The organism is Novosphingobium huizhouense (assembly GCF_020179475.1).
Lineage (GTDB): Bacteria > Pseudomonadota > Alphaproteobacteria > Sphingomonadales > Sphingomonadaceae > Novosphingobium > Novosphingobium huizhouense.
Map to the genome: position 1 here is coordinate 153,987 of NZ_JAILXZ010000004.1, position 25,837 is coordinate 179,823.

Sequence of the window (25,837 nt, forward strand, 5' to 3'; positions counted from 1 at the left end):
GATTATGAGCCGCAGCCACACCAACGCCAGAGCGACCCGAGCCCCGCTGACGGCCCATCCGCTGTTTCCGGTGCTCGTCGCGCTCTGGCTCGCGGCCCTTCTCGGCCTCGGCAGCTTCGCGGTCCCTTCCGCATTGATCGAGCGGGTGCTGGCAGCGGCCCACGTCCCATCGCTGCTGCCTGCCGCGGCGCCGCCGCTGGGGTTGACCGCCCGCCTGCTGATCGCAGTGGGAATGGCGGGACTGGGCGTGCTTGCGGGCGTGGCGATCGCGCTCCGCCTGCGACCGCGCGATGTCGCTCCGGCGCCCCGTCGGCGCACCGCCGCTGCGGCGCGCCGGGCGTTCGAGGACGAGGCCGAGGCCGCGCTGGTGGCGGACGAGGAGCCGGTGGCGGTGCGCGCCTTCGATGCGCATCCCGACGCGCCGCCGCGCAAGCCCTTCGATCTCAGCGAGGCGCTGGCGCTCGATGCCGCACGCGACACTGCCGCCGAGCTTCCTTCCGCCGACCTTGCAGGTCCCGAGGCGGAGGCCGCGCACGACGATGACGCGTGGAGCGAGGCGGAATGGTGCGAGGCCGAATGGAGCGAAGTCGATCCGGACGATCTCGCCGATGAGCCGGTCGTCGCGCTGCATCCCCGCGAAGACGCCGAGGACGAAATTCGCGCGGCCACGCCGGTGCAGGCGGAGCCGCACGATGCCGGCGAGCGTCCTGCCCAGATCGCTGCAGAGGTCGCTGCAGAGGTTGAAGGCTCCACGAACAAGCCGCCGATCTTCGCGATGCCTCCGCTCGGCGCTCGCGCCGGCCGTGCGGTGCTCGCCGGCGAGCCTCTCGAATCGATGGGGATCGTGCAACTGGTCGAGCGCCTCGCCCTGGCAATCGAAACCTCCCGCCGCACAAGGGCTTCCACGACCGGCGGCGAGGGTGCGCCGGTACCGCCCCGTGGCGTCTCGGCAGCCGAGCCCGAGGCGGCGATGGCCGCGCCGGCCGACCGGCTCCAGGTCTTCGTTCCCGTCCCGGTCGACGCCGCAGAGGCGGCGCACATCGCCGTTGTACACGGCGTCGGAGCGCCGGGCGCTGACCTTCCGGCCGGCGGCTTGCCGCAAACCTTCGTCGCGACGATCGACGCCTCGGACGAGGACGTGCTCCAGAGCGACGCCGCAGAGCCTGACATTGCCGAGCTCGAACCGGCGCCCCTGCGCCCGATGCCGCGGCTGTTCGGCGCAAGCGACGGCGGGTCGATGCGCTCGCCGCTGCGCGCGCTTTCGCCTCGCTGGCGCAGCGCCGTCGCCGAAGACGAGGGCGAGCTCGACGAGGAAGAGGACGTGGTCGTCCCGCGCTTTCTCGGATCGGTCCGACCCGACGGCGCGCGCGTCGAGGCCGCCGAGCCCGCCGAACGGATGGCTGCCAGCTCGCTCCAGGCCCCGGTGCGGCAGGAGTTCATCCCGGCCTCCGCTTCACCGGTGGCGGCCGATATCGCGCCGGTCGTGGTTCTCCCGGGGCAGCACGGTCCCCGCGCGGTCGAAGCGGAGCACGAGATGCTGCCCGAAGCGGATGGTCCGGCCGGCGATCCCGCCTCGGCCGAGGAGACCGAGCGCGCGCTGAAGGCGGCGCTGGCGACGTTGCAGCGGATGACGGCGCGGGCCTGACGGCGCGCAACTGGTGCATTTCGTCCCGCTTGCGGGGCGCGCATCCGTATTTGCCGTTACCCCAAAGGCGGGGAAATGCCGCTCGCGGTTGCAAAATAACATTCCTGCAGTCATGGGGGAGCTTCGCGCAACTTTCGCTCTCTGAACGGGGCGTGATTCGCGCGACGTTTCCACTTTATGGATGTAGGAACAGCTTCGAGATGGGATTTCCGCCGGTTCAGGGCCTGTACGATCCGCGTAACGAGCACGATGCGTGCGGTGTGGGCTTCATTGCCCATATCAAAGGCGTCAAAAGCCACGCGATCATCGACCAGGCCCTCGAGATTCTGCGAAATCTCGACCACCGCGGCGCGGTGGGCGCCGACCCGCTGCTTGGCGATGGCGCGGGCATCCTGATCCAGCTGCCCGACGCGCTGTTCCGCAAGTGGGCGGCGGCCGAAGGAAAGCAGCTCCCGGCGCCGGGCGACTATGCCGTGGCGATGTGCTTCCTGCCCCAGGACGAGCCGAGCCGGAACTTCGTCATCGAGTTCTTCGAGAAGTTCATCGCCAAGGAGGGCCAGGAACTGGTCGGCTGGCGCGATGTACCGACCACGATCGATGGCCTCGGCAAGACAGTGATCGAGCAGATGCCGGTGATCCGCCAGTGCATCATCGCGCGCGGCGCTTCGACGCCCGATCAGGACGCGTTCGAGCGCAAGCTGCTAGCGATCCGCAAGCAGACCCAGAACCCGCTCGCGGCGATGGCCGAAAAGTTCGGCCTGCCGGGCGTGAAGCAGCTCTACATGCCGAGCTTCTCGTCGCGCACGATCGTCTACAAGGGGCTGCTGCTGGCGACCCAGGTCGGCGGCTTCTACGACGACCTTCGCGATCCTGACTGCGTTTCGGCGCTGGGCCTCGTCCACCAGCGGTTCTCGACCAATACCTTCCCGAGCTGGAAGCTGGCGCACCCGTTCCGCTTCGTTGCCCACAACGGCGAGATCAACACCGTCCGCGGCAACGTCAACTGGATGAACGCCCGCCGGCGCACGATGGAGTCGGAGCTGCTCGGCCCCGATCTCGACAAGATGTGGCCGCTGATCCCGCACGGCCAGTCGGACACCGCCAGCCTCGACAACGCGCTCGAGCTGTTGCTCGCGGGCGGCTACTCGCTGGCGCACGCGGTGATGATGCTGATCCCCGAAGCCTGGGCCGGCAACCCGCTGATGAGCCCGTCGCGCCGCGCGTTCTACGAGTATCACGCCGCGCTGATGGAGCCCTGGGACGGCCCGGCGGCGGTCGCGTTCACCGATGGCCGACAGATCGGCGCCACGCTCGACCGCAACGGCCTGCGGCCCGCGCGCTTCTCGATCACGCGCGACGATCTGATCTGCATGGCTTCGGAAAGCGGCGTCCTGCCGTTCCGCGAAGAGGACATCGTGCGCAAGTGGCGGCTCCAGCCGGGCCGCATGCTGCTGATCGACATGGAGAAGGGCCGGATCGTCGAGGACGAGGAGATCAAGGCCGAACTCGCCAATGCCGAGCCTTACGAGGAATGGCTGGAGGCCGCGCAGTACAAGCTCAAGGAACTCGCCGTGATCGAGCCCGAGCTTGCCGCGCTGCCGGTCGAGACGACCTCGCTGCTCGATCGCCAGCAGGCCTTCGGGTACACGCAGGAGGACGTCACCAAGTTCCTCGAGCCGATGGCGATCAACGGCGACGATCCGATCGGCTCGATGGGCACCGACACGCCCATCGCGGTGCTGTCGAAGCGCTCGCGCCTGCTCTACGACTACTTCAAGCAGAACTTCGCGCAGGTCACCAACCCGCCGATCGACCCGATCCGCGAGGAGCTGGTGATGAGCCTCGTCAGCATGATCGGGCCGCGCCCGAATCTGCTCGGCCACGATGCCGGCACGCACAAGCGGCTCGAGGTCGACCAGCCGATCCTGACCAACGAGGACGTCGCCAAGATCCGCTCGGTCGAGGCCGCGCTCGACGGCGCGTTCCGCACCGCGACGATCGACACCACGTGGGACGCCGCGAGCGGCGCTGCGGGGCTCGAACAGGCGGTCAAGGAAATGTGCTGGGCGGCGACGGAAGCCGTGCTGGCGGACAAGAACATCCTGATCCTGTCCGACCGGTCGCAGTGCGAAAGCCGCATCCCGATGCCGGCGCTGCTGGCGACGGCGGCGGTGCACCACCATCTCGTCCGCCAGGGCCTGCGCATGCAGACCGGCCTGGTGGTCGAGACTGGCGAGGCGCGTGAGGTGCACCACTTCTGCGTGCTCGCAGGGTACGGCGCCGAGGCGATCAACCCCTACCTCGCGTTCGAGACGCTCGAAGCCATCCGCGTCGACAAGGAGCTGCCGCTCTCGACCAAGGACGTGCAGAAGAACTACATCAAGGCGATCGGCAAGGGGATCCTCAAGGTGATGTCCAAGATGGGCATCTCCACCTACCAGTCGTACTGCGGCGCGCAGATCTTCGACGCGGTGGGCCTCTCGACCGCCTTCGTCGAGAAGTACTTCACCGGCACGGCCACGACCATCGAGGGCGTCGGCCTCGCCGAGATCGCCGAGGAAACCGTGCGTCGCCACGCGGCGGCCTATGGCGATAACCCGATCTACCGGAAGATGCTCGACGTGGGCGGCATGTACCAGCTGCGCCTGCGCGGCGAGGAACACGCCTGGACCGCGGGCAACATCGCCAACCTGCAGCACGCGGTGCGCGGCAACATTCCTGAAAAGTACAAGGAATTCGCCGAAAGCATCAACGAGCAGTCGGAGCGGATGCTGACGATCCGCGGTCTGATGGAGCTCAAGAAGGCCGACCAGCCGATCTCGATCGACGAGGTCGAGCCGGCGAGCGAGATCGTCAAGCGCTTCGCCACCGGCGCGATGAGCTACGGCTCGATCAGCTGGGAAGCTCACACCACGCTGGCGCTGGCGATGAACCGCATCGGCGGCAAGTCGAATACCGGTGAAGGCGGCGAGGATCCGGCGCGTTTCACGCCGCTCGCCAACGGCGATTCGATGCGCTCGGCGATCAAGCAGGTGGCCTCGGGACGCTTCGGCGTGACCGCGGAATACTTGGTCAATGCCGACGACGTGCAGATCAAGATGGCGCAGGGCGCAAAGCCCGGCGAAGGTGGCCAGCTGCCGGGTGACAAGGTTGACAAGACCATCGGCAAGACCCGGCACTCGACCCCCGGCGTCGGCCTGATCAGCCCGCCGCCGCACCACGACATCTATTCGATCGAGGACCTCGCGCAGCTCATTCACGATCTCAAGAACGTGAACACGGCAGCGCGCATCTCGGTCAAGCTGGTGTCCGAAGTGGGCGTCGGCACCGTGGCCGCCGGCGTATCGAAGGCACGCGCGGACCACGTGACGATCTCGGGCTACGAAGGCGGCACCGGCGCATCGCCGCTGACCTCGCTGACGCACGCGGGCAGCCCGTGGGAAATCGGTCTTGCCGAAACCCAGCAGACGCTGCTGCTCAACAACCTGCGCTCGCGCATATGCGTGCAGGCCGATGGCGGCCTGCGCACGGGTCGTGACGTCGCCGTCGCCGCGTTGCTCGGCGCCGACGAGTTCGGCTTTGCCACCGCGCCGCTGATCGCGGCTGGGTGCATCATGATGCGCAAGTGCCATCTCAACACCTGCCCGGTGGGCGTCGCGACCCAGGACCCCGTCCTGCGCGCCCGCTTCACCGGCCAGCCCGAGCACGTGATCAACTACTTCTTCTTCGTCGCCGAAGAGCTGCGGGCGATCATGGCCGAGATGGGCTTCCGCACGGTCGCCGAAATGGTCGGCCGGGTCGACCGGCTCGACGTCAAGAAGGCGGTCACGCACTGGAAGGCGCAGGGCATCGACCTGTCGAAGCTGCTGCACAAGGTCGAGCCGGTCGCCGGCACGACGCTCAACTGGAGCGGCCGGCAGGATCACGGGCTCGAAGCCGCGCTCGACAACGACCTGATCGCGGCGGCCAAGCCTGCGCTCGACAACGGCGAGGCGGTGCGCATCGAGCGCAGCGTGATCAACGTCAACCGCACCGTCGGCGCCATGCTCTCGGGCGAGGTGGCGCGCCGTTATGGCCACCGCGGCCTGCCGGACAACACCATCGCCATCTCGTTCAAGGGCGTGGCCGGGCAGTCGTTCGGCGCGTTCCTCGCGCATGGCGTCACGCTCGACCTCGTCGGCGACGCCAATGACTATGTCGGCAAGGGTCTGTCGGGCGGTCGGGTGATCGTGCGTCCGCCGGCGCACGTCGAGCGCGAGGCCGCCGACAACATCATCGTCGGCAACACCGTACTCTACGGCGCGATCGCGGGTGAGGCCTACTTCAATGGCGTTGCCGGCGAACGCTTCGCGGTGCGCAACTCGGGCGCCGTCGCAGTGGTCGAAGGCACCGGTGACCACGGCTGCGAGTACATGACCGGCGGTGTCGTCGCCGTGCTCGGCAAGACCGGGCGCAACTTCGCGGCCGGCATGTCGGGCGGCGTCGCCTACGTCTACGACGTCGACGGCACCTTCGCACAGCTCGTCAACCCGGCGATGGTCGACCTGCTGCCGGTTTCGGCCGAGCGCGACGAGGACGAGGGGACTGGCCGTCCGCAGCAACGTGGGGTCGACGTCAACGACTACGGCATGGGCGACATGCTGCGTCATGATGCCGAGCGCCTGCGCGTGCTGGTCGAGCGCCACCTGCTCCACACCGGCAGCAAGCGGGCGCGCGCCATCCTCGACAACTGGGCCGAGGAACTGCCGCGTTTCGTCAAGGTCATGCCGCGCGACTATGCGCGCGCGCTTCGCCAGATGGAGGCCGAGCGCCTCGCTGCCGCCTCGGTCGCGGCGGAATAAGGATTAGATACCAATGGGCAAGGCAACCGGCTTTCTCGAACTCGACCGCAAGGACCGGAGCTACGACGCTCCGGCCGAGCGTCTCAAGCACTACCGCGAATTCATCGTGCCCCACGACGAAGCAGGGCTGAAGGGCCAGGCCTCGCGCTGCATGAACTGCGGCATTCCGTACTGCCACAACGGCTGTCCGGTGAACAACCAGATCCCCGACTGGAACCACCTGGTCTATGAGAACGACTGGCGCGAGGCGCTCGACAATCTCCATTCGACCAACAACTTCCCGGAATTCACTGGGCGGATCTGCCCCGCCCCGTGCGAGGCGGCCTGCACGCTCAACATCATCGACCAGCCGGTCACGATCAAGTCGATCGAATGCGCGATCGTCGACAAGGGCTGGAAGGAAGGCTGGATCGCACCGCAGGTTCCGGCGAAGAAGACGGGCAAGTCCGTGGCCGTGGTCGGCTCGGGTCCGGCCGGCCTTGCCGCGGCGCAGCAACTGGCGCGCGCTGGGCACTCGGTCACGGTGTTCGAGAAGAACGACCGTCTCGGCGGGCTGCTGCGTTACGGCATTCCCGACTTCAAGATGGAAAAGCACCTGATCAACCGGCGCGCGATGCAGATGGAAGCCGAAGGCGTCCAGTTCCGCACCAGCACCGAAGTGGGCGTCACCGTCTCGTTCGGCAGCCTGCAGGAAAACTTCGACGCGGTGGTGCTGGCGGGCGGCGCCGAGGATCCGCGCGGGCTCGCCATTCCGGGCGCCGAGCTGCCGAGCGTGCGCATGGCGATGGAGTTCCTGACCCAGCAGAACAAGCGCAACGCCGGCGACGACGAACTGCGCGCCGCGCCGCGCGGCTCGCTGCTCGCCACCGGCAAGCATGTCGTGGTGATCGGCGGCGGCGACACCGGGTCTGACTGCGTCGGCACTTCGAACCGGCAGGGCGCGCTCTCGGTCACCCAGCTCGAGATCATGCCCAAGCCGCCCGAAAAGGAGGACAAGGCGCTGAGCTGGCCGAACTGGCCGCTCAAGCTGCGCACCTCGTCGAGCCACGAGGAAGGATGCGAGCGCGAATTCGCCGTGCTGACCAAGCGCGTCGTCGGCGAGAACGACGTGTCGGGCCTCGAATGCGTCCGCGTCGAATGGATCGATGGCAAGATGCAGGAAGTGCCCGGCAGCGAGTTCACGCTGCAGGCGGACCTGATCCTGCTCGCGATGGGCTTCGTCGGCCCGCGCAAGCAGGGCCTGCTCGAGCAGGCAGGCGTCGAGCTCGATCCGCGCGGAAACGTCAAGGGGAACGTCGTCGACTACAAGACCAGCGTCGATAACGTCTTCGCCTGCGGCGACATGCGCCGCGGCCAGAGCTTGGTGGTCTGGGCGATCCGCGAAGGTCGCCAGTGCGCCCGCGCGGTCGACGAGGCGCTGATGGGCGTGTCGGAACTGCCGCGCTGACGCGCTGACGCGCAGGCACGAGAGGGGAGCCGCGCCTCGGCGCGCTCCCCGTCCTGTCGTCCCGGATCGACGCTCACATGTGCGCGGCGAGCTTGGTATGGTAGGCGTACTTTTCGTATTTCCCGCCATTGTACCCCTTGGCAAAGGCCCTGCAGGTCTCGGGGTCGGACGAGATCGCCTTCATTTCGTCCTGAAGATGGTTGTGCTCGATGTAGCGGCACAGAAGCTCGTAATGGGTGGCTTCCGATGCGACGGTCGAGAAGGCCAGCGCGAAGGGCGAATCGTAATGGAAGGCCGCCCAATACTCGCCCATTACCTGAAACTTGCCCCACGAGCAGGACATGAACGCCGCATCGACCGAACCGGTGACGATGGCGCCGACCAGCTTGTCCCAGCTGCTGGTTTCGTAGCCCCCCGACAAGGGATTGCTGAAGGTGCTGACCGAGTACCTGCCGCCGGTGAAGGTGTGGAACTTGTGTCGTTCGAACAGGATCTTCGGCTTCCCCGAAGCATCGAAGCCCGCACCGCCGGCCTCCACCGCGGCGACGGCGGCGAGTTGCTTGACCGAAACGCCCAGCCTGTCCGCCACCTTCTGCGCTTCGTCGGCCGAAAGTTTTGCCGGGTGCGGGTTGGTGAAGGCGCTGATCAGCGCGGCGCGTGACTTCTCACCCCAGATGCCGTCGGGCTTGGCTCCCACGGCCTTCTGCAGATCGACGATGTTCATGGGTATCTCCCCTCGACTCCAAGTCGAGACGAAGAATGATCCCGAATCCGCAAAGCGTAAAGGCGTTGTTCTTCTTCGCGGTAATCAATCCCGGAAGTAATTGATCGGGCGATGTCTTTTTTCGTTCTGTCAGATCCGCCAGTCGATCGTGCCGCGGCCATGGCTTTCGAGAAAGGCATTGGCCTGGCTGAAATGGCGCGATCCGAACCAGCCTGCATGGGCTGACAGCGGACTGGGATGGGGCGCGCGCAGCACGAGATGGTGCCCGCCCCCCAGTTCCGCGATGCGCGCGCCCTTCTTCTGGGCATGACTGCCCCAGAGCAGGAAGACGCTGGGGGCCGGCGCCTTCGCAACCGCAGCAACGATCGCGTCGGTGATTTCCTCCCACCCGCGTTTCTGATGGGAGCCCGGCCGGCCTGCCTCTACCGTCAGGGCGTTGTTGAGCAGCAGGACCCCCTGCCGTGCCCAGCCTTCGAGATTGCCGTGCGCGGGCCGCGGCAAGGCGAGGTCCGCAGCCAGCTCCTTGTGGATGTTGACCAGGCTCGGCGGCGCCTTCACGCCGTGCCGGACGGAAAACGCAAGGCCATGCGCCTGCCCAGCCCCGTGATAGGGATCCTGCCCCAGAATCACCGCTCTGACCGCTTCGGGTGGGGTCAGAGCCAACGCCGAGAGGCGCTCGGCCGGCGGCGGATAGACGAGCTTGCCAGCCCGTTCCTCGCGAGCGAGGAAGGCGGAAATGCGTTCCAGCGCCGTCGCGTCGAGGAGCGGAGCGAGCGTTTCGCGCCAGGGTTCGGGAACGGATATCGCTGCCATCGCTTTGCGCGGTAGCGCTGCAGGTGTGGCCGGTGCAATCCTCGCAGGGTTGCTCCGCTTCTGAACAATCCCTAATGCTGCGCTGCGAAGAAACTTTCCGGCGGCGCGTGCCGCACAGCATCAGCCGAGGGACTGCGAATGAAGATCGCGATGGTTGGGTCGGGCTATGTCGGCCTCGTATCCGGGGCTTGCCTTGCCGATTTCGGGCATGACGTCGTGTGCATCGACAAGGATGCGGGCAAGATCGAACGGCTCCACCAGGGCATCATGCCGATCTTCGAGCCTGGGCTCGCCGAACTCGTCGGCTCCAATGTCAAGGCGGGGCGCCTTTCGTTCTCGACCGACCTTGCCAGCGCGATCGAAGGGGCGCAGGCCATCTTCATCGCGGTGGGCACGCCGTCGCGCCGCGGGGACGGCCACGCCGATCTCAGCTACGTCTATGCCGTGGCGCAGGAAGTGGCCGACAACCTGCGCACCCCCGCCGTCGTCGTGACCAAGTCGACCGTCCCGGTCGGCACCGGCGACGAGGTCGAGCGGATCATCCGCGATTCGGGCACGACCACGCAGTTCGCGGTGGTCTCCAACCCGGAGTTCCTGCGCGAAGGCGCCGCGATCGGCGACTTCAAGAGGCCCGACCGCATCGTCATCGGCGCGGAGGACGATTGGGCGCGCAGCGTGATGAGCGAAGTCTATCGCCCGCTGTTCCTCAACAAGGCGCCGATCCTGTTCACCAGCCGCCGCAGCTCGGAACTGATCAAGTATGCTGCGAACGCCTTCCTGGCGACCAAGATCACCTTCATCAACGAGATGGCCGACTTGTGCGAGAAGGTCGGCGGAGACGTCCAGGACGTGGCGCGCGGCATCGGCCTCGACGGGCGGATCGGCGCGAAGTTCCTGCACGCCGGGCCCGGCTATGGCGGCTCGTGCTTCCCCAAGGACACGCTCGCGCTGCTGAAGACCGCCGAGGACTACAACAGCCCGGTAAGGATCGTCGAGGCGGTCGTTCACGTGAACGATTCGCGCAAGCGCGCGATGGGTCGCAAGGTGATCGAAGCGCTGGGCGGCGAAGCGCGCGGCAAGCGTATCGCCCTGCTCGGCCTGACCTTCAAGCCCAACACCGACGACATGCGCGATGCCCCGTCCATTGCCATCGTGCAGGCGCTGCAGGATGCTGGCGCGGAGGTTGTCGCCTACGATCCCGAAGGCATGGAGATCGCGGCGCCGATGCTGCCCGACGTCGCCATGGCGACGGGCACCTACGACGCGGTGACCGGGGCCGACGCGGTGGTCCTGGTCACCGAGTGGGACGCCTTCCGCGGCATCGACCTCGATCGCGTCGGGCAGCTGGTCAAGGGCAAGGTGCTGGTCGACTTGCGCAACGTGTTCAATCCGGCCGAAGTTCGCGCGGCGGGGTTCACCTACTCGAGCGTCGGACGCCCCTGAGGGCGGGCAACCGGGCGAGGCCGTCGGCAAGCGTCCCTTGCCGAGGCCGTCGTCAGGGCTTAAGTGCCGGGGATGGCTGTTTACCTCCACGAAGAAGACCTGCCCGCCGATTGCCTCGCGCCGGGGGCCGTTGCCGTCGATACCGAGACGATGGGTCTGGTCACCACGCGCGACCGCTTGTGCCTGGTGCAGATTTCCGATGGCCGGGGGGACGAACATCTCGTGCGCTTCGGCGTCGGGAGCACCTACGATGCGCCGCAGCTCAAGGCGGTGCTCGCAGACCCCGCGCGGGTGAAGCTGTTCCACTTCGCGCGCTTCGATCTCGCCGCCATCCAGCACTACCTCGGGGTGATGGCGACGCCCGTGTTCTGCACCAAGATCGCGAGCAAGCTGGTGCGGACCTATACCGACCGGCACGGCCTCAAGGATCTGGTGCGCGAACTGCTCGGCAAGGAGATCTCCAAGCAGCAGCAGTCGAGCGACTGGGGCGGCCCGGTGCTGAGCGATGCACAGCAGGACTATGCGGCTTCCGACGTGCGCTACCTGCACGCGATGCAGACGATCCTGGCCGAGCGGCTGGAACGCGAGGGCCGCACCGCGATTGCCCAGGCGTGCTTCGATTTCCTTCCTTCGCGCGCGCTGCTCGATATCGCCGGCTGGGCCGATCGCGATATCTTCAGCCACGAATAGTCCGGCTCCGGCGACGGGGATGACCGCCAGGGCTGACCAGGTCCGTTCGCGCCGGCGCATCTTCGCAGCGCCCGGAGGCGTGCACGACCGCATCGTCCGGATCGCCGCGCGCGGCCTGCCGCTCCTCATCGGCGCGCTGCTCGCCGTGATGATCCTCGCGCCGCTCAGCCCGCGCGGGGAGATCAGCTTCCTGCTCGACCGCAACAAGGTCGCCGTCGTCCAGGACCGCCTGAAGGTGGTCAGCGCGATGTACCGCGGGCAGGACAACGACGGGCGCAATTTCTCGGTCACCGCGGGCAACGCGATCCAGCATTCGGCCGCCGACGACGTGGTCCAGATGCGCGACGTCACCGCGCGGGTCATGCTCGACAACGGACCGGCGATTCTCACCGCCAACACCGGCGGCTACAACTTCGCGCACCAGACCATCGCGGTCGATGGGCCGGTGAATTTCCAGACCTCGGACGGCTATCGGCTGGTGACCGAGGGCAGCGACATCGACATCAACGCCAAGCGCATGGTCAGTCGCGGGCGGGTCGACGGCCGCATTCCGGCTGGCACATTCACAGCCGACAGGATAAGCGCCGATCTCGAGCAGCGCACCGTCACGCTTGTCGGCAATGCCCGCCTGCGGATGGAGCCGGGCAAGATGAAAAGTCCTACACCGCGATGACGATACCCGACATGATCGAGAAGCACGGCTTCACCCGCCCCTTGCGCCTGGCAGCGTTCGGCTTTGCTGCGACGGCGATCGCCGTCGCGGGCGCGGGGCAGCTGTCGGCGCAGGCGATCGCGGCGCACAATTCCAACTCGCCGGTCAACTACGCCGCCGACCGCATCGAGCTGCAGGACAAGCAGAAGCGCGTGGTATTGAGCGGGAACGTCGACATCACGCAGGACGAGCTTCGCTTGAAGGCAGCGCGCACGACCGTGGCCTACACCGACGCCGGCGACCTCAAGATCCAGCGCATCGATGCGACCGGCGGAGTGGTCGTCACGCGCCGCGACGAGCGCGCGAGCGGCGATGCGGCGGTCTACGATTTCAACCGCAAGATCATCACCATGGTCGGCAACGTCGCGCTGCGGCGGGCGGGTGACACGCTGAGCGGCGGGCGGCTGGTGATCGACCTCAACACCGGCATATCGAGCGTCGACGGGCGGAGCGGCGCAAGCGGCGCGGGCCCGGCCGGTGGCGGGCGGGTGACCGGAAGCTTCAGCGTCCCCAAGAAGTCCTGACCGGCTACACCCGGCGGCAGCGGGTTGCTTGCGCGCCCGGATGGTGATGCAGACCGGAAGGTCGGGTCGTTTTAATCGAGCCAACCGTGCCCGATGTCCGCCTGGACGATGCCCTGGTGGAAGCACGTTGCGGCGAAGGCATTGCCGCAGACGTCGATCTCGACATTGCCGGGGCCGAACGCTTCCCCGAGAAGCTTAGGGGTCGAGTGGCGAGTGAACAGCCAGTACCTTGCCAGTCGGCATGACGACCGGCGAGATCGCCGGGACGGTGGCCAGGGCAACGCCGTTCGGCTTGAGGCTTCGTCCGATCTGACGGACGGCGGCCTGCAGGTCGAACACGTATTGCAGCGTCTGGGTGATGACGGTGCAATCGAACGCATCGTCGGGCAGGGTGCCGGGATTGCCGAGACCACCGAATATCGTCGCTTCGGGAGAGGGGATCGCGTTGAGCACGTCCTGGCGCTCGACATCGCGCCCGAATTCGCGACAGTAACGCGAATCCGCAACCTCGAGCACGCGCCCGCGGATGTCGGCAGCGTGGCGGGCGAGGAAGCGCTCGATGTAGAAGCGGTCCACCGGCGTGCCCCGGCTGAAGCCGTAGCCGTGGCTTACCGGGCGGACCCGGGCGAGGTCGCCGAAGTCGATCCGCCCGGTATCGGCCAGAAGCGCGCGGTGACGCAGGGCGCGCAGGCGTGCCGCAAGCGGTCGGGGCAGGCAGCGGACGCTGTCGTAAAGCACGGTCGAGTGCGAGCCGATATGATTGCCGCGCAGCAGGCTCCGGTGGCTGCGCGGGCCGATGGCCTGCTCGCCGCAAAGCCACTCGCGCTGGCCCCTGCGACGTCTTTGCGCCTTACCGGCCGCGCAGCAAGCGCGTGCGGTTCGTTCTTCTACCGATGGCAGCCGTTCCGGGCTTGCCCGGCTTGCTCGCGTTTCTTATCAGCGCACTCGCGCGCAAGATTCCGCCTAGCGGTAAATCAAGTCATTGATTTGCAGGGATTTTTGCGAACGTTCGCGAATTGGTCTACTGGACCGGGGGTGCGCAAAGGCGAAAGGATACTGCGGCGATATTGCACCTCCATTTCGCAGTCGCAATGATAATTTTAAGATTTTGCAGCGATTTGTGACCCACGGTGAGGCGACATTTTGCTTGCGCTGAAGCAAATGACAGCTAGATCACTTCGCAACTGCACAAAACCCTTAGCGAAGGCGGAAGCATGTCGGAAGGCGTCGGAAAAGTTGCGTTGATCACGGGTGTCACCGGGCAGGACGGGGCTTATCTTTCCCGGTTGCTGCTGGAAAAGGGCTATGTTGTCCACGGGGTCAAGCGCCGGTCGTCGTCGTTCAATACCGGTCGTATCGAGGACATCTACGAAGACCCGCATGTGGAGCACCAGCGTTTCCACCTGCACTATGGCGACCTGACCGATTCGACCAACCTGATCCGCATCGTCCAGCAGATTCAGCCGGACGAAATCTACAACCTCGCGGCGCAAAGCCACGTACAGGTCTCGTTCGAGACGCCCGAGTATACCGCAAATGCCGATGCCATCGGCACGCTGCGTCTGCTCGAGGCCATCCGCATCCTCGGGCTCGAGAAGAAGACGAAGTTCTACCAGGCCTCGACGTCCGAGCTTTACGGTCTCGTGCAGGAAGTGCCGCAGCGCGAAACTACGCCGTTCTACCCGCGCTCGCCCTATGGCGTTGCCAAACTCTACGGCTACTGGATCGTGGTCAATTACCGCGAGGCCTATGGTATCCACGCCTCGAACGGCATTCTCTTCAATCACGAAAGTCCGCTCCGCGGCGAGACGTTCGTGACCCGCAAGATCACGCGGGCCGCGGCGGCAATTGCGTTGGGACGCCAGGATCGGCTTTACCTCGGCAACCTCGATGCCAAGCGCGACTGGGGCCATGCCCGGGAATATGTCCGCGGCATGTGGCTCATGCTGCAGCAGGAACAGCCAGACGACTACGTCCTCGCGACCGGTGAAACCACCGAGGTGCGGGAATTCGTTCGCTGGGCATTCGAGGACGCCGGCATCACCGTCGAGTTCAGGGGCGAGGGTGTCGACGAGAAGGGGTATTGCGCGAAGACGGGCAAGTGCCTTGTCGAGATCGACCCGCGCTACTTCCGCCCGACCGAGGTGGACCTGCTGATCGGCGATCCGGCCAAGGCGAAGGAAAAGCTGGGCTGGACGCACGAAATGTCGGCTCGCGAACTGGCGCGGGACATGGTGCTGGCCGACTTGGAAACGATGAAGAGCGCGCCGATCGCCAAGGACGCGTGATCAAGCCGCCCGGCGCGCAGTGCGCGCCGGGTGTTCCATCGAAGTGGGCGGACGGCGGATTGATGCTCAAGGACCCCTTCATCTTACCCGTCCCAGACCAGACCTACTTCGTCCATAGTCGTGTCGACGGCGCGCGAGCCGTGAAGTTGCTGTTGCTGCTTCTTCCTATGCTGACGAGCGTGGAACTGCGCAGGTTCGGAAGCGATGGTGACGGGGACGAACTGAGGCCGGACGGCATCGGGCGCATCGCAGTGCGAGTTGGGATCGAAAGAGGGCGACCTGCTCCCGAAGATGGACGCAGAGGGGAGGAATGGCCGGTCTTGCTCAACATCTCGTCCGAGCACCTGCCGAACTTCGGCGTGATTCTGCTCAAACTTCAGGCAGTCCCGCGTTGGATCGCAGGGTTCGCTTTGCGTACGAAGCGAGCCCTGCTTCGGCTGGTGGGCAAACTGTATCGCGTGGTACACGGACAACGCAACAGCAGGATGGCGTGCCAAGAGATCGGTGAAATCAAGGTTCCACACTCTTTGGGGTGCGCTCTGCTAGGCCGGGATCGCGCCGAGGCTATTGCGCCGGTGACCACCTTCTCCATCGGCTGGACTAGATCTCGGTGCCCTGGCGGCCGTATTTCCCGCTCCGCGCTTTCCTGCGCGGCATGGCAAACGGTGTGGATCACCTACGCATGACGAAGTGCACTAAGCCTGCTGCACCATCCAGGCTCCCCGGCTGTGGAGCAACGGAATGAGCTCAACACTGGCCCGGAACGCGGCCTCGGGTGTGGCCCAGGTCATCGTTTCGGCGGGCTCGCTATTCGTAACCTATCGACTGCTGATGGATTTCCTGTCGGTGCAGGAGATCGGCTTGTGGTCGCTGGTAGTCGGCACGACAGCCGTTGCGCGCCTGAGCGAGTTGGGTGTCGGGAACGGTGTGCTGCGTTTCGTTGCCGCGGACGTGGGTTGCGACGATCGCCCGATGGCAGCCAGCACGATCGGCATGGCTTTGACTGTCGTGTCTGTGGCGGTCGGACTCGTGGCTCTGGCCGCTTATCCGTTCCTGCTTCGCTACCTGCTCAGCACAACGCCGCTGGCGCTGCACGCGGGGGTCGAGACGCTGCTGCCGGCCGCGCTCGGCTCGTTGGTCGTGGGTACGACCGCGAACATCTTCATGAGCGGTCTCGACGGATGCCAGCGAATGGACGTCAGGGTCGGATTGCAGATGGCGTCCAGCGTCATCCAACTCGTGATGACTTATGTGGTTCTGCCCAGGTTCGGCCTGCTCGGACTTGGGGTCGTGCAATTGGCGCAGGCCGGATTTATCTTCGTCGCCGGAAGTATCGGCCTTGTCCTGCAACTGCGCCAGCCGTTGTCCGCCTACTTGTCCTGGCACGTGCCGCGCCTCAAGGAAGTGCTGACTTATGGGGGCAGCGTGCAGTTATCGAGCTTTGCGCAGCTGTTGTTCGATCCGGTCTTGAAGGTGCTGCTCAACCACTTCGGCGGGCTCGCCATCACGGGATACTACGATATTGCCAATAGGGTCGCGTTGCAGGCCAGATCGCTGATCGTCGCGGCGTATAACGCGCTCGTGCCCTACGTCGCAGCGAGAGCGGGGCGGGCTGGGCTCGGCCCGGAGGAGATCAGGAAGATCTACTTCGATGCACTCGCTGTGCTTTATCCGGTAATCGTCCCTTATTTTTCCATTGTGTTCGCCACGCTGCCGATGGCATTGATCGTTTGGAAGGGGCACTATGACCAAGTGCTGCTGGCAGTCACTTTTGTGCAGTGTCTTGCTTGGCTTCTTAACACTATCAATCCGCCAGCCTACCTCATCTACATGGCGCTCGGGCAGATGCGATGGATTGTGGCGACGCATCTGCTGGTCGGCAGTCTGGTCATTGTGCTGGGGTTGCTTCTGGGACCGATGTTTGGTTCTTACGGCGTACTCGCGGCAGGCGCACTGGCGCTTTCGGTGGGCAGCTTTTTCGTCGTCGTGATGTTCCACCGCGAGTATGGCATTGCCTTCCGGCTGCTGGTGCCGATGCAGCGGTTGCCCGACCTGGTGGTATTGCTGGCCGTGCTCGGCTGTGGCACCTGGCTCGCCCGCAGCCCTGAAGCACCCGCCTGGACCGTCCGGTTGGGCCTGCCGCTGGCCGTGGGCTTGTTCGCCGCGGGCAGATTCTGGTTCGACCCTGTACAACGCAACATTCTGACCAGGCTTAGAGGGGCGCTGCGCTGACGGCGCGGCGAACTGATGGAGTTCCGAATGCATAGTCTCGAAAACAGGCGCATCTACGTTGCGGGTCATCGCGGCATGGTCGGGTCCGCGATCGTCCGGAGGCTGGCGGACGAAAACTGTGAAGTCCTCACCTCGGAGCGGTCGACCGACTTGCGCGAACAGAGGGCAGTGGGAGACTGGTTCGCGCAAAACCGGCCCGATGTCGTCGTGCTGGCCGCCGCCAAGGTCGGCGGCATCCTCGCCAACGACACCTATCCGGCCGAGTTCCTCTACGACAATCTGATGATCGAGGCGAATGTCATCGAGGCGGCCCGGCAGGCCGGCGTCGAACGGCTGCTTTTCCTCGGTTCTTCCTGCATCTATCCCAAGTTCGCGACCCAGCCGATCGTGGAGGATTCGCTCCTGACCGGGCCGCTCGAGCCGACCAATGAATGGTACGCGATCGCAAAGATCGCAGGAATCAAGCTTTGCCAGGCTTATCGTCGGCAGTACGGCCTTGATTACATCAGCGCCATGCCGACGAACCTGTATGGGCCGGGGGACAATTTCGATCTTTCTGGAAGCCACGTCCTGCCTGCGTTGATCCGCAAGGCGCACGAAGCGAAACTGGCGGGGCGACCTTCGGTCGAGATCTGGGGTACCGGCACCCCGCGCCGCGAATTTCTGCACGTGGACGATCTGGCAGATGCCTGCGTCTTCCTCCTCAAGACCTATTCCGGGGAGAGCCACGTCAACGTGGGCAGCGGGACCGACATCGCCATCGCCGATCTTGCCGAACTCGTCTGCCGTGTCGTGGGTTTCGAAGGCGAGGTTACCAAGGACACGTCGAAACCCGACGGAACGCCGCGCAAGCTCATGGACGGAGGCATGCTGGCGCGCATGGGCTGGACCGCATCGATCTCGCTCGAGGACGGTGTCGAGGGAGCGTACCGCTGGTTTCTCGAAGGACTCGAGAGCGGGGCAATCCGGGCGTGACACGCGCGGCGCCGGTCCTTCTGCTCGGGATCAATTATGCGCCTGAGCCCGTAGGCACCGGTCCTTATACGGCCGGTCTTGCAGAGGCGCTCGCAGCGGCGGGGCACGAGGTCACCGTCGTTGCCGGGCACCCTTATTATCCACAATGGAAGCGTACGGACGGCTATGGCCCGTTCTGGCAACGCAGCTCGGAGAACGGGGTCGAGGTTATCCGGTGCCCACACTATGTCCCCCGGCGCCCGAGCGGGCTGCGGCGCATTGTGCACCTGGCAAGCTTTGCGGGGGCCGCGTTCGGGCCGATGGTTTCCTCGGCGCTCCGCCAACGCCCGCAAGTCGTGATCGTCGTTGCGCCAGCGCTGCTCTCGGTACCGGTCGCATGGTTCGCAGCCCGGCTGATCGGAGCCAAGCTGTGGATACATGTCCAGGATTTCGAGGTGGATGCGGCGGTCGCGACCGGGCTTGTCGGCGGAGGCGGTCCCCTGCTGCGACTGGCGCAGTGGTTCGAGCGGACGCTGCTGAGCTCGGCGGACCGCGTGTCGACCATCAGTCCACAGATGTGCGCCAGACTCGCGCTGAAAGGTGTAGCGCCAGACGCGATCGTCGAAGCGCGCAACTGGGCCAACCTGGCCTATGCCAAGCCTTCCGGGACCGGGTGCGACTATCGCGCACAGTGGGGGCTTTCCGACCGGCAGGTCGTTCTTTACTCCGGAAACATAGCCAATAAGCAGGGCATCGAAATCATCATCGAGGCAGCGCGCCTCGTCCGGCATCGGCGCGACATCGTCTTTGTCATCTGTGGCGAGGGGCCGAATCGCGCGAACTTGGCGCGCCTTGCCGAGACGCTCGACAACGTCCAGCTTCACGATCTCCAGCCGACCGAGCGGGTCGGCGATCTGCTCGCACTGGCCTCGGTTCATCTGTTGCCGCAGATTCCCGGTGCCGCCGACCTCGTCCTGCCGAGCAAATTGGCGAATATGCTGGGATCGGGTCGTCCCGTTGTCGCGACCGCAGCGCTTGGCACCGGCATCGCGGTGGAAGTCGAGGGAGCCGGCTTGGTTACCCCCCCGGGCGATGCGCCCGCCTTGGCGGAGGCCGTCGTCTACCTGATCGATAATCCCGAGGTTGCCCGCCGGCTTGGCGATGAAGGACGGCAGCGCTCGCTCGAGCGCTGGAGCAAATCCGCTTTGCTCGATCGAATGGTCGAGGGCATTGCTCAAGCCGCTCGAACTCTCCGATAGCGGCAACTTTCCTACAGATAACCAAATAGGTTATAAAATTGACCTCTTGCAACAGGAGGTCCCATGTCCCCTTCACCCATTGCAGCCCCCGCTGGCTATGCAACGCCCAATGCGGTGGCCTATGCCGATGTCGACGGCAATGCAGCCATCGTCAGCAAGGCACAACCGCTTCCGGTTCAGCTCAAGCCTGCACCGGTCAGCCCGCTTGCCGGGACCACCACCACCAGCGTCATTGTCGGCCCCTACGTTCCCGCCGTCGATCGGCCGATCATCTTGTCGCTCAACGGCACGTGGACGGGACTGGTCAAGGTTTCCCGTTCGACCGATGGCGGCGCAACCCGGCTGCCCTTGACCCTCGCCGGTACGGCATGGGCGCAGTTCTCCGCCAATGCCTGCGAGCCGATCTGGGAGGAGCCGGAAGCCGGAGCGACGCTATATCTTGAAGTGACGATGACGTCGGGCACGCTGATCTACAGGCTTGCACAATGAGCCTCGACGCAATCGCCCGGGGCCTGGCGAACAAGGCCCAGAACGCAATCGCCGAGGGCAATCTTCCCTACGCGATGTCGTCGAACTTCGGTTCCGGCACCGTCGGGCGAAAACTCCAGGAAGTGCTCAGTGCGCGCGACTTCGGTGCGAAAGGTGACGGCAAGTCCGCATTTTCGGGCGCCATGACCGCCGGCAGTGCCGTACTTGCCGTCAGCTTGTCGGGCTTTCCCGGCGGCTTCGTCGCAAGCGACATCGGCAAGATCGTGAGCGTGCCGGGCGCAGCGGCCGCAGGTGCCAATCTCACCACCACGATCGTGGCGGTCAACTCGACCTCGAGCGTAACCCTCGCTTCCCCTGCCGGGACCACCGTCTCGGGGAAGCAGATCACGTTCGGGACAGACGATACGAGCGCCATGCAGGCTTTCGTGACCTACCTTGCCAACAATATGCGACAGGGCTTCGTCCCGGGCGGGACATATTGCCTGAACGGTCCGATCAACACGCCCCACAGGCAGGGTTGGGGGATCTCCGGGAACGGCCCGGAATCGACCATTTTCAGCCAGTTCGCCGACAATGTACCGATCATCGACCTAGGCGCCGGAACGACACAGGCCGTCGATGCGGGAGGCTTTCACACCCTGCTGCTTGAGGACTTCCGCCTGTCCTATGCGGCACCGCAGCCGGTAACCAACACCAGCGCCGCATGTCTTGCGTTTTCCTCGATGGTCTACTGGTCGACAATCCGCAGAATCACGTTCGAGAAGGGCTACGACGGAATCAAGGTCCGCCCAACGCGCCCCGGGCCATGGGGGTCGAACTGGGATGATTTGCGCTTCCGCTCGTCGAACGGGGAGTATCTCTCAGGTTGTGCGATGGATTGGACCGGCGTGGTCCAGGGCTGCCCGAATAACCGTTGGGGTCGCATGACAATCGAGATGGGAGGCATGTCAAAGCCCGCTTTCAACCAAATCCGCGGGTATAACTGGGAAATCGATACGCTCGAATTCCTAGGAAACAAAGCACCTAACTCGGCAGGCGGGACCGGGCAGATGCTGCTAAATCTCCAGTCAGGCAGTCAGGTGAGCATCGGCTCGATCAAGCTCGAGACCTTCGACATCGGTGGTCCCGCTGGTTACTTTGCCAACAATTCCTTGATCTATGTGCCTTCGTGCATCATCAACATCCGGCATTTATCGTTCTCTGGTAATACTGCTACGAACGATGACCGATTTGCAACAACCGGGACATTGGCGATCATCGGCGGGCCGGCAACACAAGTTATCGTCGATACCTTTGTATCTCTCACGAACCAGGCCTCGAATATCGTCTGGTCGGCAATTTCCGGCGGCGTTGTCGAGCTGGGCAATTACTACAATGGTGGTTATGCAGGCATCTTGCCGCTCACTTCGATCGGAGGGGGCACCGGTGCCGAGTTCCTGACCTATCGGCCGAACGCGCAACGACGGCTTTCGCCGGACATCGGTGATGCGAACTACGCCATCGCGACCAACGGCGGCGCCAACGTGATCATGGCGCAGACGGCGCTTACCGCGTCGCGGACGGTCGAGATCATGGCCGACAGCAATTACCTGCACAACGGTTATACCGTCACCGTCATTTCGCGCGGCGCGGTCAACGGTGCTAATACGCTGGTAATCAAAGCGGGCGGGATCACCAAGGCTACGCTCACCGCCGACAACACCGCCGTTGAACTGACCTGGCGGCGCAATCCGACTGCGCACAACGGATGGGTCGTTACCCGGCAAGGAGCAGTCTGACGACTCTGTCCAGCAACGTCGATGCAAGGGGGCGGTGCTGCAGGCGCGTCGTCCCCTTGTTGCCGGATTTTGCCGACGGGCCGACGCCGCGACCTTTTCTGGTTGCAACGCAGCAAGGAATTGCCTTTAACGCGGCGCATGACCAACCGTGGGCGCCACCCGACGATCGGCCTGATATGGTCGCAGTTCTCGGCGTACCATGTCGACCGCCTCGAGGCGGTCGGCCGTCGCCTCGCAGGCCGCGCGCGCGTTCTTTCGGTTGAAGTCGCCTCCAAGTCGGCAACATATGCTTGGGATCCTTCCGGTGAAGTTGCCGGAACGGAAAAGATCCGGCTTTTTCCCGGCGAATCGCACGAACGGATTTCGATCTGGCGGCGGTTTCGCGCTGAGTGGACGGCGCTGCGAGCTTGCGATGTCGTTTTTGTCGGCGTCGCCTACAGCCAGCCCGACATCATTCTCCTGTCCTATGTATTGCGCGCGCTCGGAAAGCGCGTGGTCATGATGACGGCTTCCAAGTTCGACGACTTTCAGCGCAAGTCTACGCGGGAATTGTTCAAGCGACTGCTCCTCAGCCCCTATTCAGCAGCGATTGTCGGCGGTCGGCGGCAATTCGAATATGTGCGTTTCCTCGGGTTCGACGGCAGGCCGGTTCTTCCGGGCTACAACACCGTCAGCATGGAGCGGGTCCGCCATCAGGCCGAATCCGCAGATGCGAGATCTGACGCTACGCCATTCGACGCGCGCAGCTTTGTGTTCGTGGGTCGCTTCGTCGAAAAGAAGAACATCGAGCGCATGCTCAAGGCCTATGCCAGCTACGTGCATGCCCACGGAGGACCTCATGGCGCAGGGGTGAAGCGGCTGACGATGATCGGCGATGGCCCATTGCGTGCAGCAATCGACGCGCGATGCGCGGATCTCGGCATCGCCGAAATGGTCGATTTTCCTGGTTTCCTGCCGGCGGATCAGGTTTCAGCCCGCCTGGCGCGTTCGCTGGCGCTGGTTCTCGTCAGCGAGGAAGAGCAATGGGGCCTGGTCATCAACGAAGCGCTGGCGGTCGGCCTCCCGATCCTCGCCAGCGCCGAAGTCGGCGCCCGCGAGGCGTTGGTTCGCAATCTCGAGAACGGCATCGTGGTCGAGGCGGGCGCATTGGAGGGCATTGCGAGAGCTTTTGGGCAGATCGCTGACAATGAGGCAGCCTGGCAGGCCATGTCCTCTGCATCGCGTGCACGAAGCTGGCATGCCGATACCGAACGATTCGCCGACGCCGTGGAATTGATGGTGTTCCCGGGATCCGAGCCGGCCGCAGCGAACCACGCGCGCTTTGCTTCGGAGATCCTGATCGATGCCTGCCGGGTCGCCTGCGTATGATTGATGCCGGCGACCTCGACAGCAGCCGGCCCCGGTCCAGGGTGGGAGCGATGATCCGTCCCCGTGCCTTGGGAGTTCCCGCTGTCCGCCATGGCCAAGGGGAGACGAGCGCCCACAGTGCCCTGCTGATCGCGTTCGTCACCGCGGTCGGTGCCTGGATGCTGGACTTTCATGCCGATCAAGGAAGTGGCGGTGCGCGCAACATCCAGGCTTTGTTTCTCGGCACCTACGGTCTTTCGACGTTCGTTTTCCTGCTGCTTGATCAGGCGGACCGGTACCGTGCTCCGGGCCTAGGGCTATTTGTCATTTCTGGCGTGCTGTTCCTTACCGTCGGTCCAATAAGTGCTCTACTCAACGGGCAGGAATTGAGCGTTATAATCAGTGCCAGCGTGGGCACGCTGCTGTACTTTTCGGTAAGCTACATGACCTGCCGGATCGTGATGGTAAGCGATCCTGGGCGCGTCCGCCGGGCGCTCGCAGTCCTGTGCCTTGCCTTCATTCTGTTGGGCGTTGTCGTTCTAAGGTTTAACTCAGGCTCAATCGACTTTTCGAGTACGAGGTATGAGATCCTCAGCGGCGCGACCATTCCGGCGCTGGGCTATATCGAGTGCATGATCCTGTTTGGCCTTTCGATCACCGAGGCTGCAGGTGTATTCAGCGGGACGATCCTTGTTGTCCTCTCGGTCACGCGAACGTACCTCATCAGCGCTCTCGTGCAGTTCATTGCGCTGCTTCTTGGCTGGCGCACGCTGCTGCTGCCTCGGCTTCCACTGGTCTTCGCCGTTGGCACGATTGCGGCTGCCGGAATGGTCGTGTTCGGCGGGAGCGAACTCGATCGCTGGAGCGACCGCATATTTGCCCAGCGCACACGAAGCGGCGAGGACTACACCTACTACACGCGCAAGTCCGAGTGGGACTACATGATCGGTGCGTTCACCCGGAGCAATCGCACGATCCTCTTCGGCAACGGGATCGCGGCGCGGACGATCTGGTACAACCCGCGCGAGATCGGTGGCGGCGTCGCGCTAGGTTCGGTCGGCTTTGGCCATGGCGAGCATATCAGCTTGCTGTTCATCGGCGGGCTGGTCGGCGGCGGACTGCTGTTGGTGCTGCAGTTCGTCCAGGCGATCCAGTCGTTCCAGTTGCTGGCGCGCCTCGCCTTGCGCCCGCGGGAGAACTCCGACCTGCTGTTCCTGGCGGGCTGGGGTGCGACAATCATCCTCGGTGCGTTCGCGGCAAATTTCTTTTCCTCGATCCTCGGCAACCGAAGTTGGGCGCTGTGGTATGGCGTCGGGACCGGATTGTTTCTCGGCGCGCGCGCGCGATACCTGCGTGCGCACGAAACGCCGTCCGGGGCCACTGCCGCGGCCCGACCGAAAGGCCGGCAATTGTCCGGCTTGCGCCAGCCGCCCGGCGTTCCGTCCGCCGTCGCCCGCCGCAGGCGTGCTCTTGCTCTCCCTCCCCGCCCATGACCGGATTGCTTGCCGGTTTGCGGATCGGGCTGCTGACGGCCTGGGCCTCGCGCGCCGGAGGGGGCGTATTCGAAGCCGTCGCGCTTCAGGCGGAAATGATCCGCGCGGCAGGCGGAGAAGCTCCGATATTTGCTCTCGACCGGGGGCATGTGGCCGAAGACACTGGTCGGTTCGCGCCCGGTAGCCTCTTTCTGTGTCGGCAACAGGGACCGGCAGCCATCGGCTTTGCCGGAGAGATGGTGGAGCGGCTGGTCGAAGCCGACCTTCACGTGCTTCATCTCCACGGGATCTGGATGTACCCCTCTTCGGCCGGCGCCGCCTGGGCCCGCCGGACCGGGCGGCCCTACATCGTGTCGCCGCACGGCATGCTCGATCCGTGGATCACGGCGCGCGGCCGGTGGAAGAAGGCCCTCGCACGAGCAGGGTACGAGCGGCGCAGTTGGCGGGCGAGCACCTTCCTCCATGCGTTGACGCAGCGTGAGGCCGAAGACATCGCCCGGGAGTCGGGCCGCACCGACAGCGTGGTCATCCCCAATCCGGGACCCGAGCCCGCAGGCAAGGCGGTCCTCGCCATGCCCGCCGCCACCGTCGCCTATATTGGCCGGATCCATCCCAAGAAGAACCTGCTGCCTTTGGTGGCTGCGTGGAAGGTGGCGCGACTTCCGGCGGACGCGCGGCTGGTCATTGCCGGCTGGGGCGCGCAGAGCGACATCGAAGCTTTGCAGGCGGCGATCGGAGACGATCCGACCATTTCGTTCGTCGGCCCTGTCTTCGGCAAGGCAAAGGATGCCTTGATCGCGGGGGCGCGGTTCGTGGTCCTCCCCTCGTTGAGCGAGGGCCTGCCGATGGCGATCCTCGAAGCCTGGTCCGCGGCCGTGCCGACGATCATGACGTCACAATGCAACCTGCCCGAGGGTTTTGCCGCCAACGCTTCGCTCCAATGCGGTTTCGATGCGCCCGACATCGGGCGGGCGCTCGAGCGGGCCTTGCAGCTGGGTGAAGGCGAATGGGTGATCATGGCGGCTGCCGCGCAGGCGTTGTTTGCAGAACGCTTCAGCCCTGCGCGGGTCGCAGCCACCTGGGCGCGGACCTACGCATCCGTCGCCGTGCCCTAGCGACTCGCCAGCGCTCGTGACCAACGCCACCATCGCCTTGTTC

20 protein-coding genes are annotated in these 25,837 nt (G+C 65.0%); 17 read left to right on the forward strand and 3 right to left on the reverse strand.

What is annotated here, in order from left to right; translation table 11 throughout:
- Window positions 1–4: 4 nt before the first annotated feature.
- The 3 genes from K3A85_RS15895 (at window position 5) to K3A85_RS15905 (ending at window position 7,933) form a co-directional block, all read left to right on the forward strand.
- Window positions 5–1,645 carry a hypothetical protein gene (locus K3A85_RS15895; RefSeq protein ID WP_225207512.1) on the forward strand — a complete coding sequence of 547 codons (1,641 nt, stop codon included), beginning with the start codon at window positions 5–7 and terminating at the stop codon, window positions 1,643–1,645.
- A gap of 200 nt (window positions 1,646–1,845) precedes the next feature.
- Window positions 1,846–6,486: a glutamate synthase large subunit gene (gene gltB / locus K3A85_RS15900; RefSeq protein ID WP_225207513.1), complete on the forward strand. Its 4,641-nt coding sequence runs from the start codon at window positions 1,846–1,848 to the stop codon at window positions 6,484–6,486.
- 13 nt (window positions 6,487–6,499) lie between these two features.
- Window positions 6,500–7,933 (forward strand): glutamate synthase subunit beta, encoded by a 1,434-nt coding sequence (locus tag K3A85_RS15905; protein ID WP_225207514.1) that lies wholly within the window; start codon window positions 6,500–6,502, stop codon window positions 7,931–7,933.
- Between the two features lie 73 nt (window positions 7,934–8,006).
- On the opposite strand, the gene K3A85_RS15910 is transcribed toward K3A85_RS15905, so the two are convergent.
- Both K3A85_RS15910 and K3A85_RS15915 read right to left on the reverse strand, forming a co-directional pair.
- Window positions 8,007–8,657 (reverse strand): N-acetylmuramidase domain-containing protein, encoded by a 651-nt coding sequence (locus tag K3A85_RS15910; RefSeq protein ID WP_225207515.1) that lies wholly within the window; start codon window positions 8,655–8,657, stop codon window positions 8,007–8,009.
- Between the two features lie 129 nt (window positions 8,658–8,786).
- A complete protein-coding gene (locus tag K3A85_RS15915; protein ID WP_225207516.1) occupies window positions 8,787–9,470 on the reverse strand; it encodes a uracil-DNA glycosylase in 684 nt (227 codons plus the stop codon).
- Between the two features lie 138 nt (window positions 9,471–9,608).
- Between K3A85_RS15915 and K3A85_RS15920 the strand changes: the two genes are divergently transcribed.
- The 4 genes from K3A85_RS15920 (at window position 9,609) to K3A85_RS15935 (ending at window position 12,839) form a co-directional block, all read left to right on the forward strand.
- Complete coding sequence (locus K3A85_RS15920; protein WP_225207517.1) at window positions 9,609–10,913, forward strand: UDP-glucose dehydrogenase family protein; 1,305 nt, start codon at window positions 9,609–9,611, stop codon at window positions 10,911–10,913.
- Between the two features lie 72 nt (window positions 10,914–10,985).
- Window positions 10,986–11,603, forward strand: a complete 618-nt coding sequence (locus K3A85_RS15925; RefSeq protein WP_225207518.1) for a ribonuclease D — start codon at window positions 10,986–10,988, stop codon at window positions 11,601–11,603.
- Window positions 11,604–11,622: 19 nt separating this feature from the next.
- On the forward strand, window positions 11,623–12,276 hold the full coding sequence (gene lptC / locus K3A85_RS15930) for an LPS export ABC transporter periplasmic protein LptC (protein WP_225207519.1): 654 nt from the start codon (window positions 11,623–11,625) through the stop codon (window positions 12,274–12,276).
- Complete coding sequence (locus K3A85_RS15935; RefSeq protein WP_225207520.1) at window positions 12,273–12,839, forward strand: LptA/OstA family protein; 567 nt, start codon at window positions 12,273–12,275, stop codon at window positions 12,837–12,839. The genes lptC and K3A85_RS15935 overlap by 4 nt, the downstream gene beginning before the upstream one ends.
- Window positions 12,840–13,034: 195 nt before the next feature.
- On the opposite strand, the gene K3A85_RS18160 is transcribed toward K3A85_RS15935, so the two are convergent.
- Window positions 13,035–13,577 carry a methyltransferase domain-containing protein gene (locus K3A85_RS18160; protein WP_225207521.1) on the reverse strand — a complete coding sequence of 181 codons (543 nt, stop codon included), beginning with the start codon at window positions 13,575–13,577 and terminating at the stop codon, window positions 13,035–13,037.
- A gap of 476 nt (window positions 13,578–14,053) precedes the next feature.
- Here K3A85_RS18160 and gmd point away from each other — a divergent pair, with 476 nt between their 5' ends.
- From gmd to K3A85_RS15990, 10 genes are all read left to right on the forward strand, one after another.
- Complete coding sequence (gene gmd / locus K3A85_RS15945) at window positions 14,054–15,127, forward strand: GDP-mannose 4,6-dehydratase (protein WP_225207522.1); 1,074 nt, start codon at window positions 14,054–14,056, stop codon at window positions 15,125–15,127.
- Entirely contained in the window at window positions 15,124–15,813 is a 690-nt protein-coding gene (locus K3A85_RS15950) for a hypothetical protein (protein WP_225207523.1), read from the forward strand. Before gmd ends, K3A85_RS15950 begins: the two co-directional genes overlap by 4 nt.
- 55 nt (window positions 15,814–15,868) lie before the next feature.
- Window positions 15,869–17,359: a lipopolysaccharide biosynthesis protein gene (locus K3A85_RS15955; RefSeq protein WP_225207524.1), complete on the forward strand. Its 1,491-nt coding sequence runs from the start codon at window positions 15,869–15,871 to the stop codon at window positions 17,357–17,359.
- A 27-nt stretch (window positions 17,360–17,386) separates the two neighbouring features.
- Entirely contained in the window at window positions 17,387–18,334 is a 948-nt protein-coding gene (fcl, locus tag K3A85_RS15960) for a GDP-L-fucose synthase (RefSeq protein ID WP_225207525.1), read from the forward strand.
- A complete protein-coding gene (locus K3A85_RS15965) occupies window positions 18,331–19,572 on the forward strand; it encodes a WcaI family glycosyltransferase (RefSeq protein ID WP_225207526.1) in 1,242 nt (413 codons plus the stop codon). Before fcl ends, K3A85_RS15965 begins: the two co-directional genes overlap by 4 nt.
- A 63-nt stretch (window positions 19,573–19,635) precedes the next feature.
- Window positions 19,636–20,061 carry a hypothetical protein gene (locus K3A85_RS15970; protein ID WP_225207527.1) on the forward strand — a complete coding sequence of 142 codons (426 nt, stop codon included), beginning with the start codon at window positions 19,636–19,638 and terminating at the stop codon, window positions 20,059–20,061.
- Window positions 20,058–21,839: a hypothetical protein gene (locus K3A85_RS15975; RefSeq protein WP_225207528.1), complete on the forward strand. Its 1,782-nt coding sequence runs from the start codon at window positions 20,058–20,060 to the stop codon at window positions 21,837–21,839. Before K3A85_RS15970 ends, K3A85_RS15975 begins: the two co-directional genes overlap by 4 nt.
- A gap of 138 nt (window positions 21,840–21,977) precedes the next feature.
- Entirely contained in the window at window positions 21,978–23,207 is a 1,230-nt protein-coding gene (locus K3A85_RS15980; RefSeq protein WP_225207529.1) for a glycosyltransferase, read from the forward strand.
- Window positions 23,204–24,679: a hypothetical protein gene (locus K3A85_RS15985; RefSeq protein WP_225207530.1), complete on the forward strand. Its 1,476-nt coding sequence runs from the start codon at window positions 23,204–23,206 to the stop codon at window positions 24,677–24,679. Before K3A85_RS15980 ends, K3A85_RS15985 begins: the two co-directional genes overlap by 4 nt.
- On the forward strand, window positions 24,676–25,794 hold the full coding sequence (locus K3A85_RS15990) for a glycosyltransferase (RefSeq protein ID WP_225207531.1): 1,119 nt from the start codon (window positions 24,676–24,678) through the stop codon (window positions 25,792–25,794). Before K3A85_RS15985 ends, K3A85_RS15990 begins: the two co-directional genes overlap by 4 nt.
- Window positions 25,795–25,837: the final 43 nt, after the last annotated feature.

Coding starts and splice junctions, on each gene's coding strand:
- K3A85_RS15895 (WP_225207512.1), top strand. CDS start 5: ATGAGCCGCAGCCACACCAACGCCAGAGCGACCCGAGCCCCGCTGACG.
- gltB (WP_225207513.1), top strand. CDS start 1,846: ATGGGATTTCCGCCGGTTCAGGGCCTGTACGATCCGCGTAACGAGCAC.
- K3A85_RS15905 (WP_225207514.1), top strand. CDS start 6,500: ATGGGCAAGGCAACCGGCTTTCTCGAACTCGACCGCAAGGACCGGAGC.
- K3A85_RS15910 (WP_225207515.1), bottom strand. CDS start 8,657: ATGAACATCGTCGATCTGCAGAAGGCCGTGGGAGCCAAGCCCGACGGC.
- K3A85_RS15915 (WP_225207516.1), bottom strand. CDS start 9,470: ATGGCAGCGATATCCGTTCCCGAACCCTGGCGCGAAACGCTCGCTCCG.
- K3A85_RS15920 (WP_225207517.1), top strand. CDS start 9,609: ATGAAGATCGCGATGGTTGGGTCGGGCTATGTCGGCCTCGTATCCGGG.
- K3A85_RS15925 (WP_225207518.1), top strand. CDS start 10,986: ATGGCTGTTTACCTCCACGAAGAAGACCTGCCCGCCGATTGCCTCGCG.
- lptC (WP_225207519.1), top strand. CDS start 11,623: ATGACCGCCAGGGCTGACCAGGTCCGTTCGCGCCGGCGCATCTTCGCA.
- K3A85_RS15935 (WP_225207520.1), top strand. CDS start 12,273: ATGACGATACCCGACATGATCGAGAAGCACGGCTTCACCCGCCCCTTG.
- gmd (WP_225207522.1), top strand. CDS start 14,054: ATGTCGGAAGGCGTCGGAAAAGTTGCGTTGATCACGGGTGTCACCGGG.
- K3A85_RS15955 (WP_225207524.1), top strand. CDS start 15,869: ATGAGCTCAACACTGGCCCGGAACGCGGCCTCGGGTGTGGCCCAGGTC.
- fcl (WP_225207525.1), top strand. CDS start 17,387: ATGCATAGTCTCGAAAACAGGCGCATCTACGTTGCGGGTCATCGCGGC.
- K3A85_RS15970 (WP_225207527.1), top strand. CDS start 19,636: ATGTCCCCTTCACCCATTGCAGCCCCCGCTGGCTATGCAACGCCCAAT.
- K3A85_RS15975 (WP_225207528.1), top strand. CDS start 20,058: ATGAGCCTCGACGCAATCGCCCGGGGCCTGGCGAACAAGGCCCAGAAC.
- K3A85_RS15980 (WP_225207529.1), top strand. CDS start 21,978: ATGACCAACCGTGGGCGCCACCCGACGATCGGCCTGATATGGTCGCAG.
- K3A85_RS15985 (WP_225207530.1), top strand. CDS start 23,204: ATGATTGATGCCGGCGACCTCGACAGCAGCCGGCCCCGGTCCAGGGTG.
- K3A85_RS15990 (WP_225207531.1), top strand. CDS start 24,676: ATGACCGGATTGCTTGCCGGTTTGCGGATCGGGCTGCTGACGGCCTGG.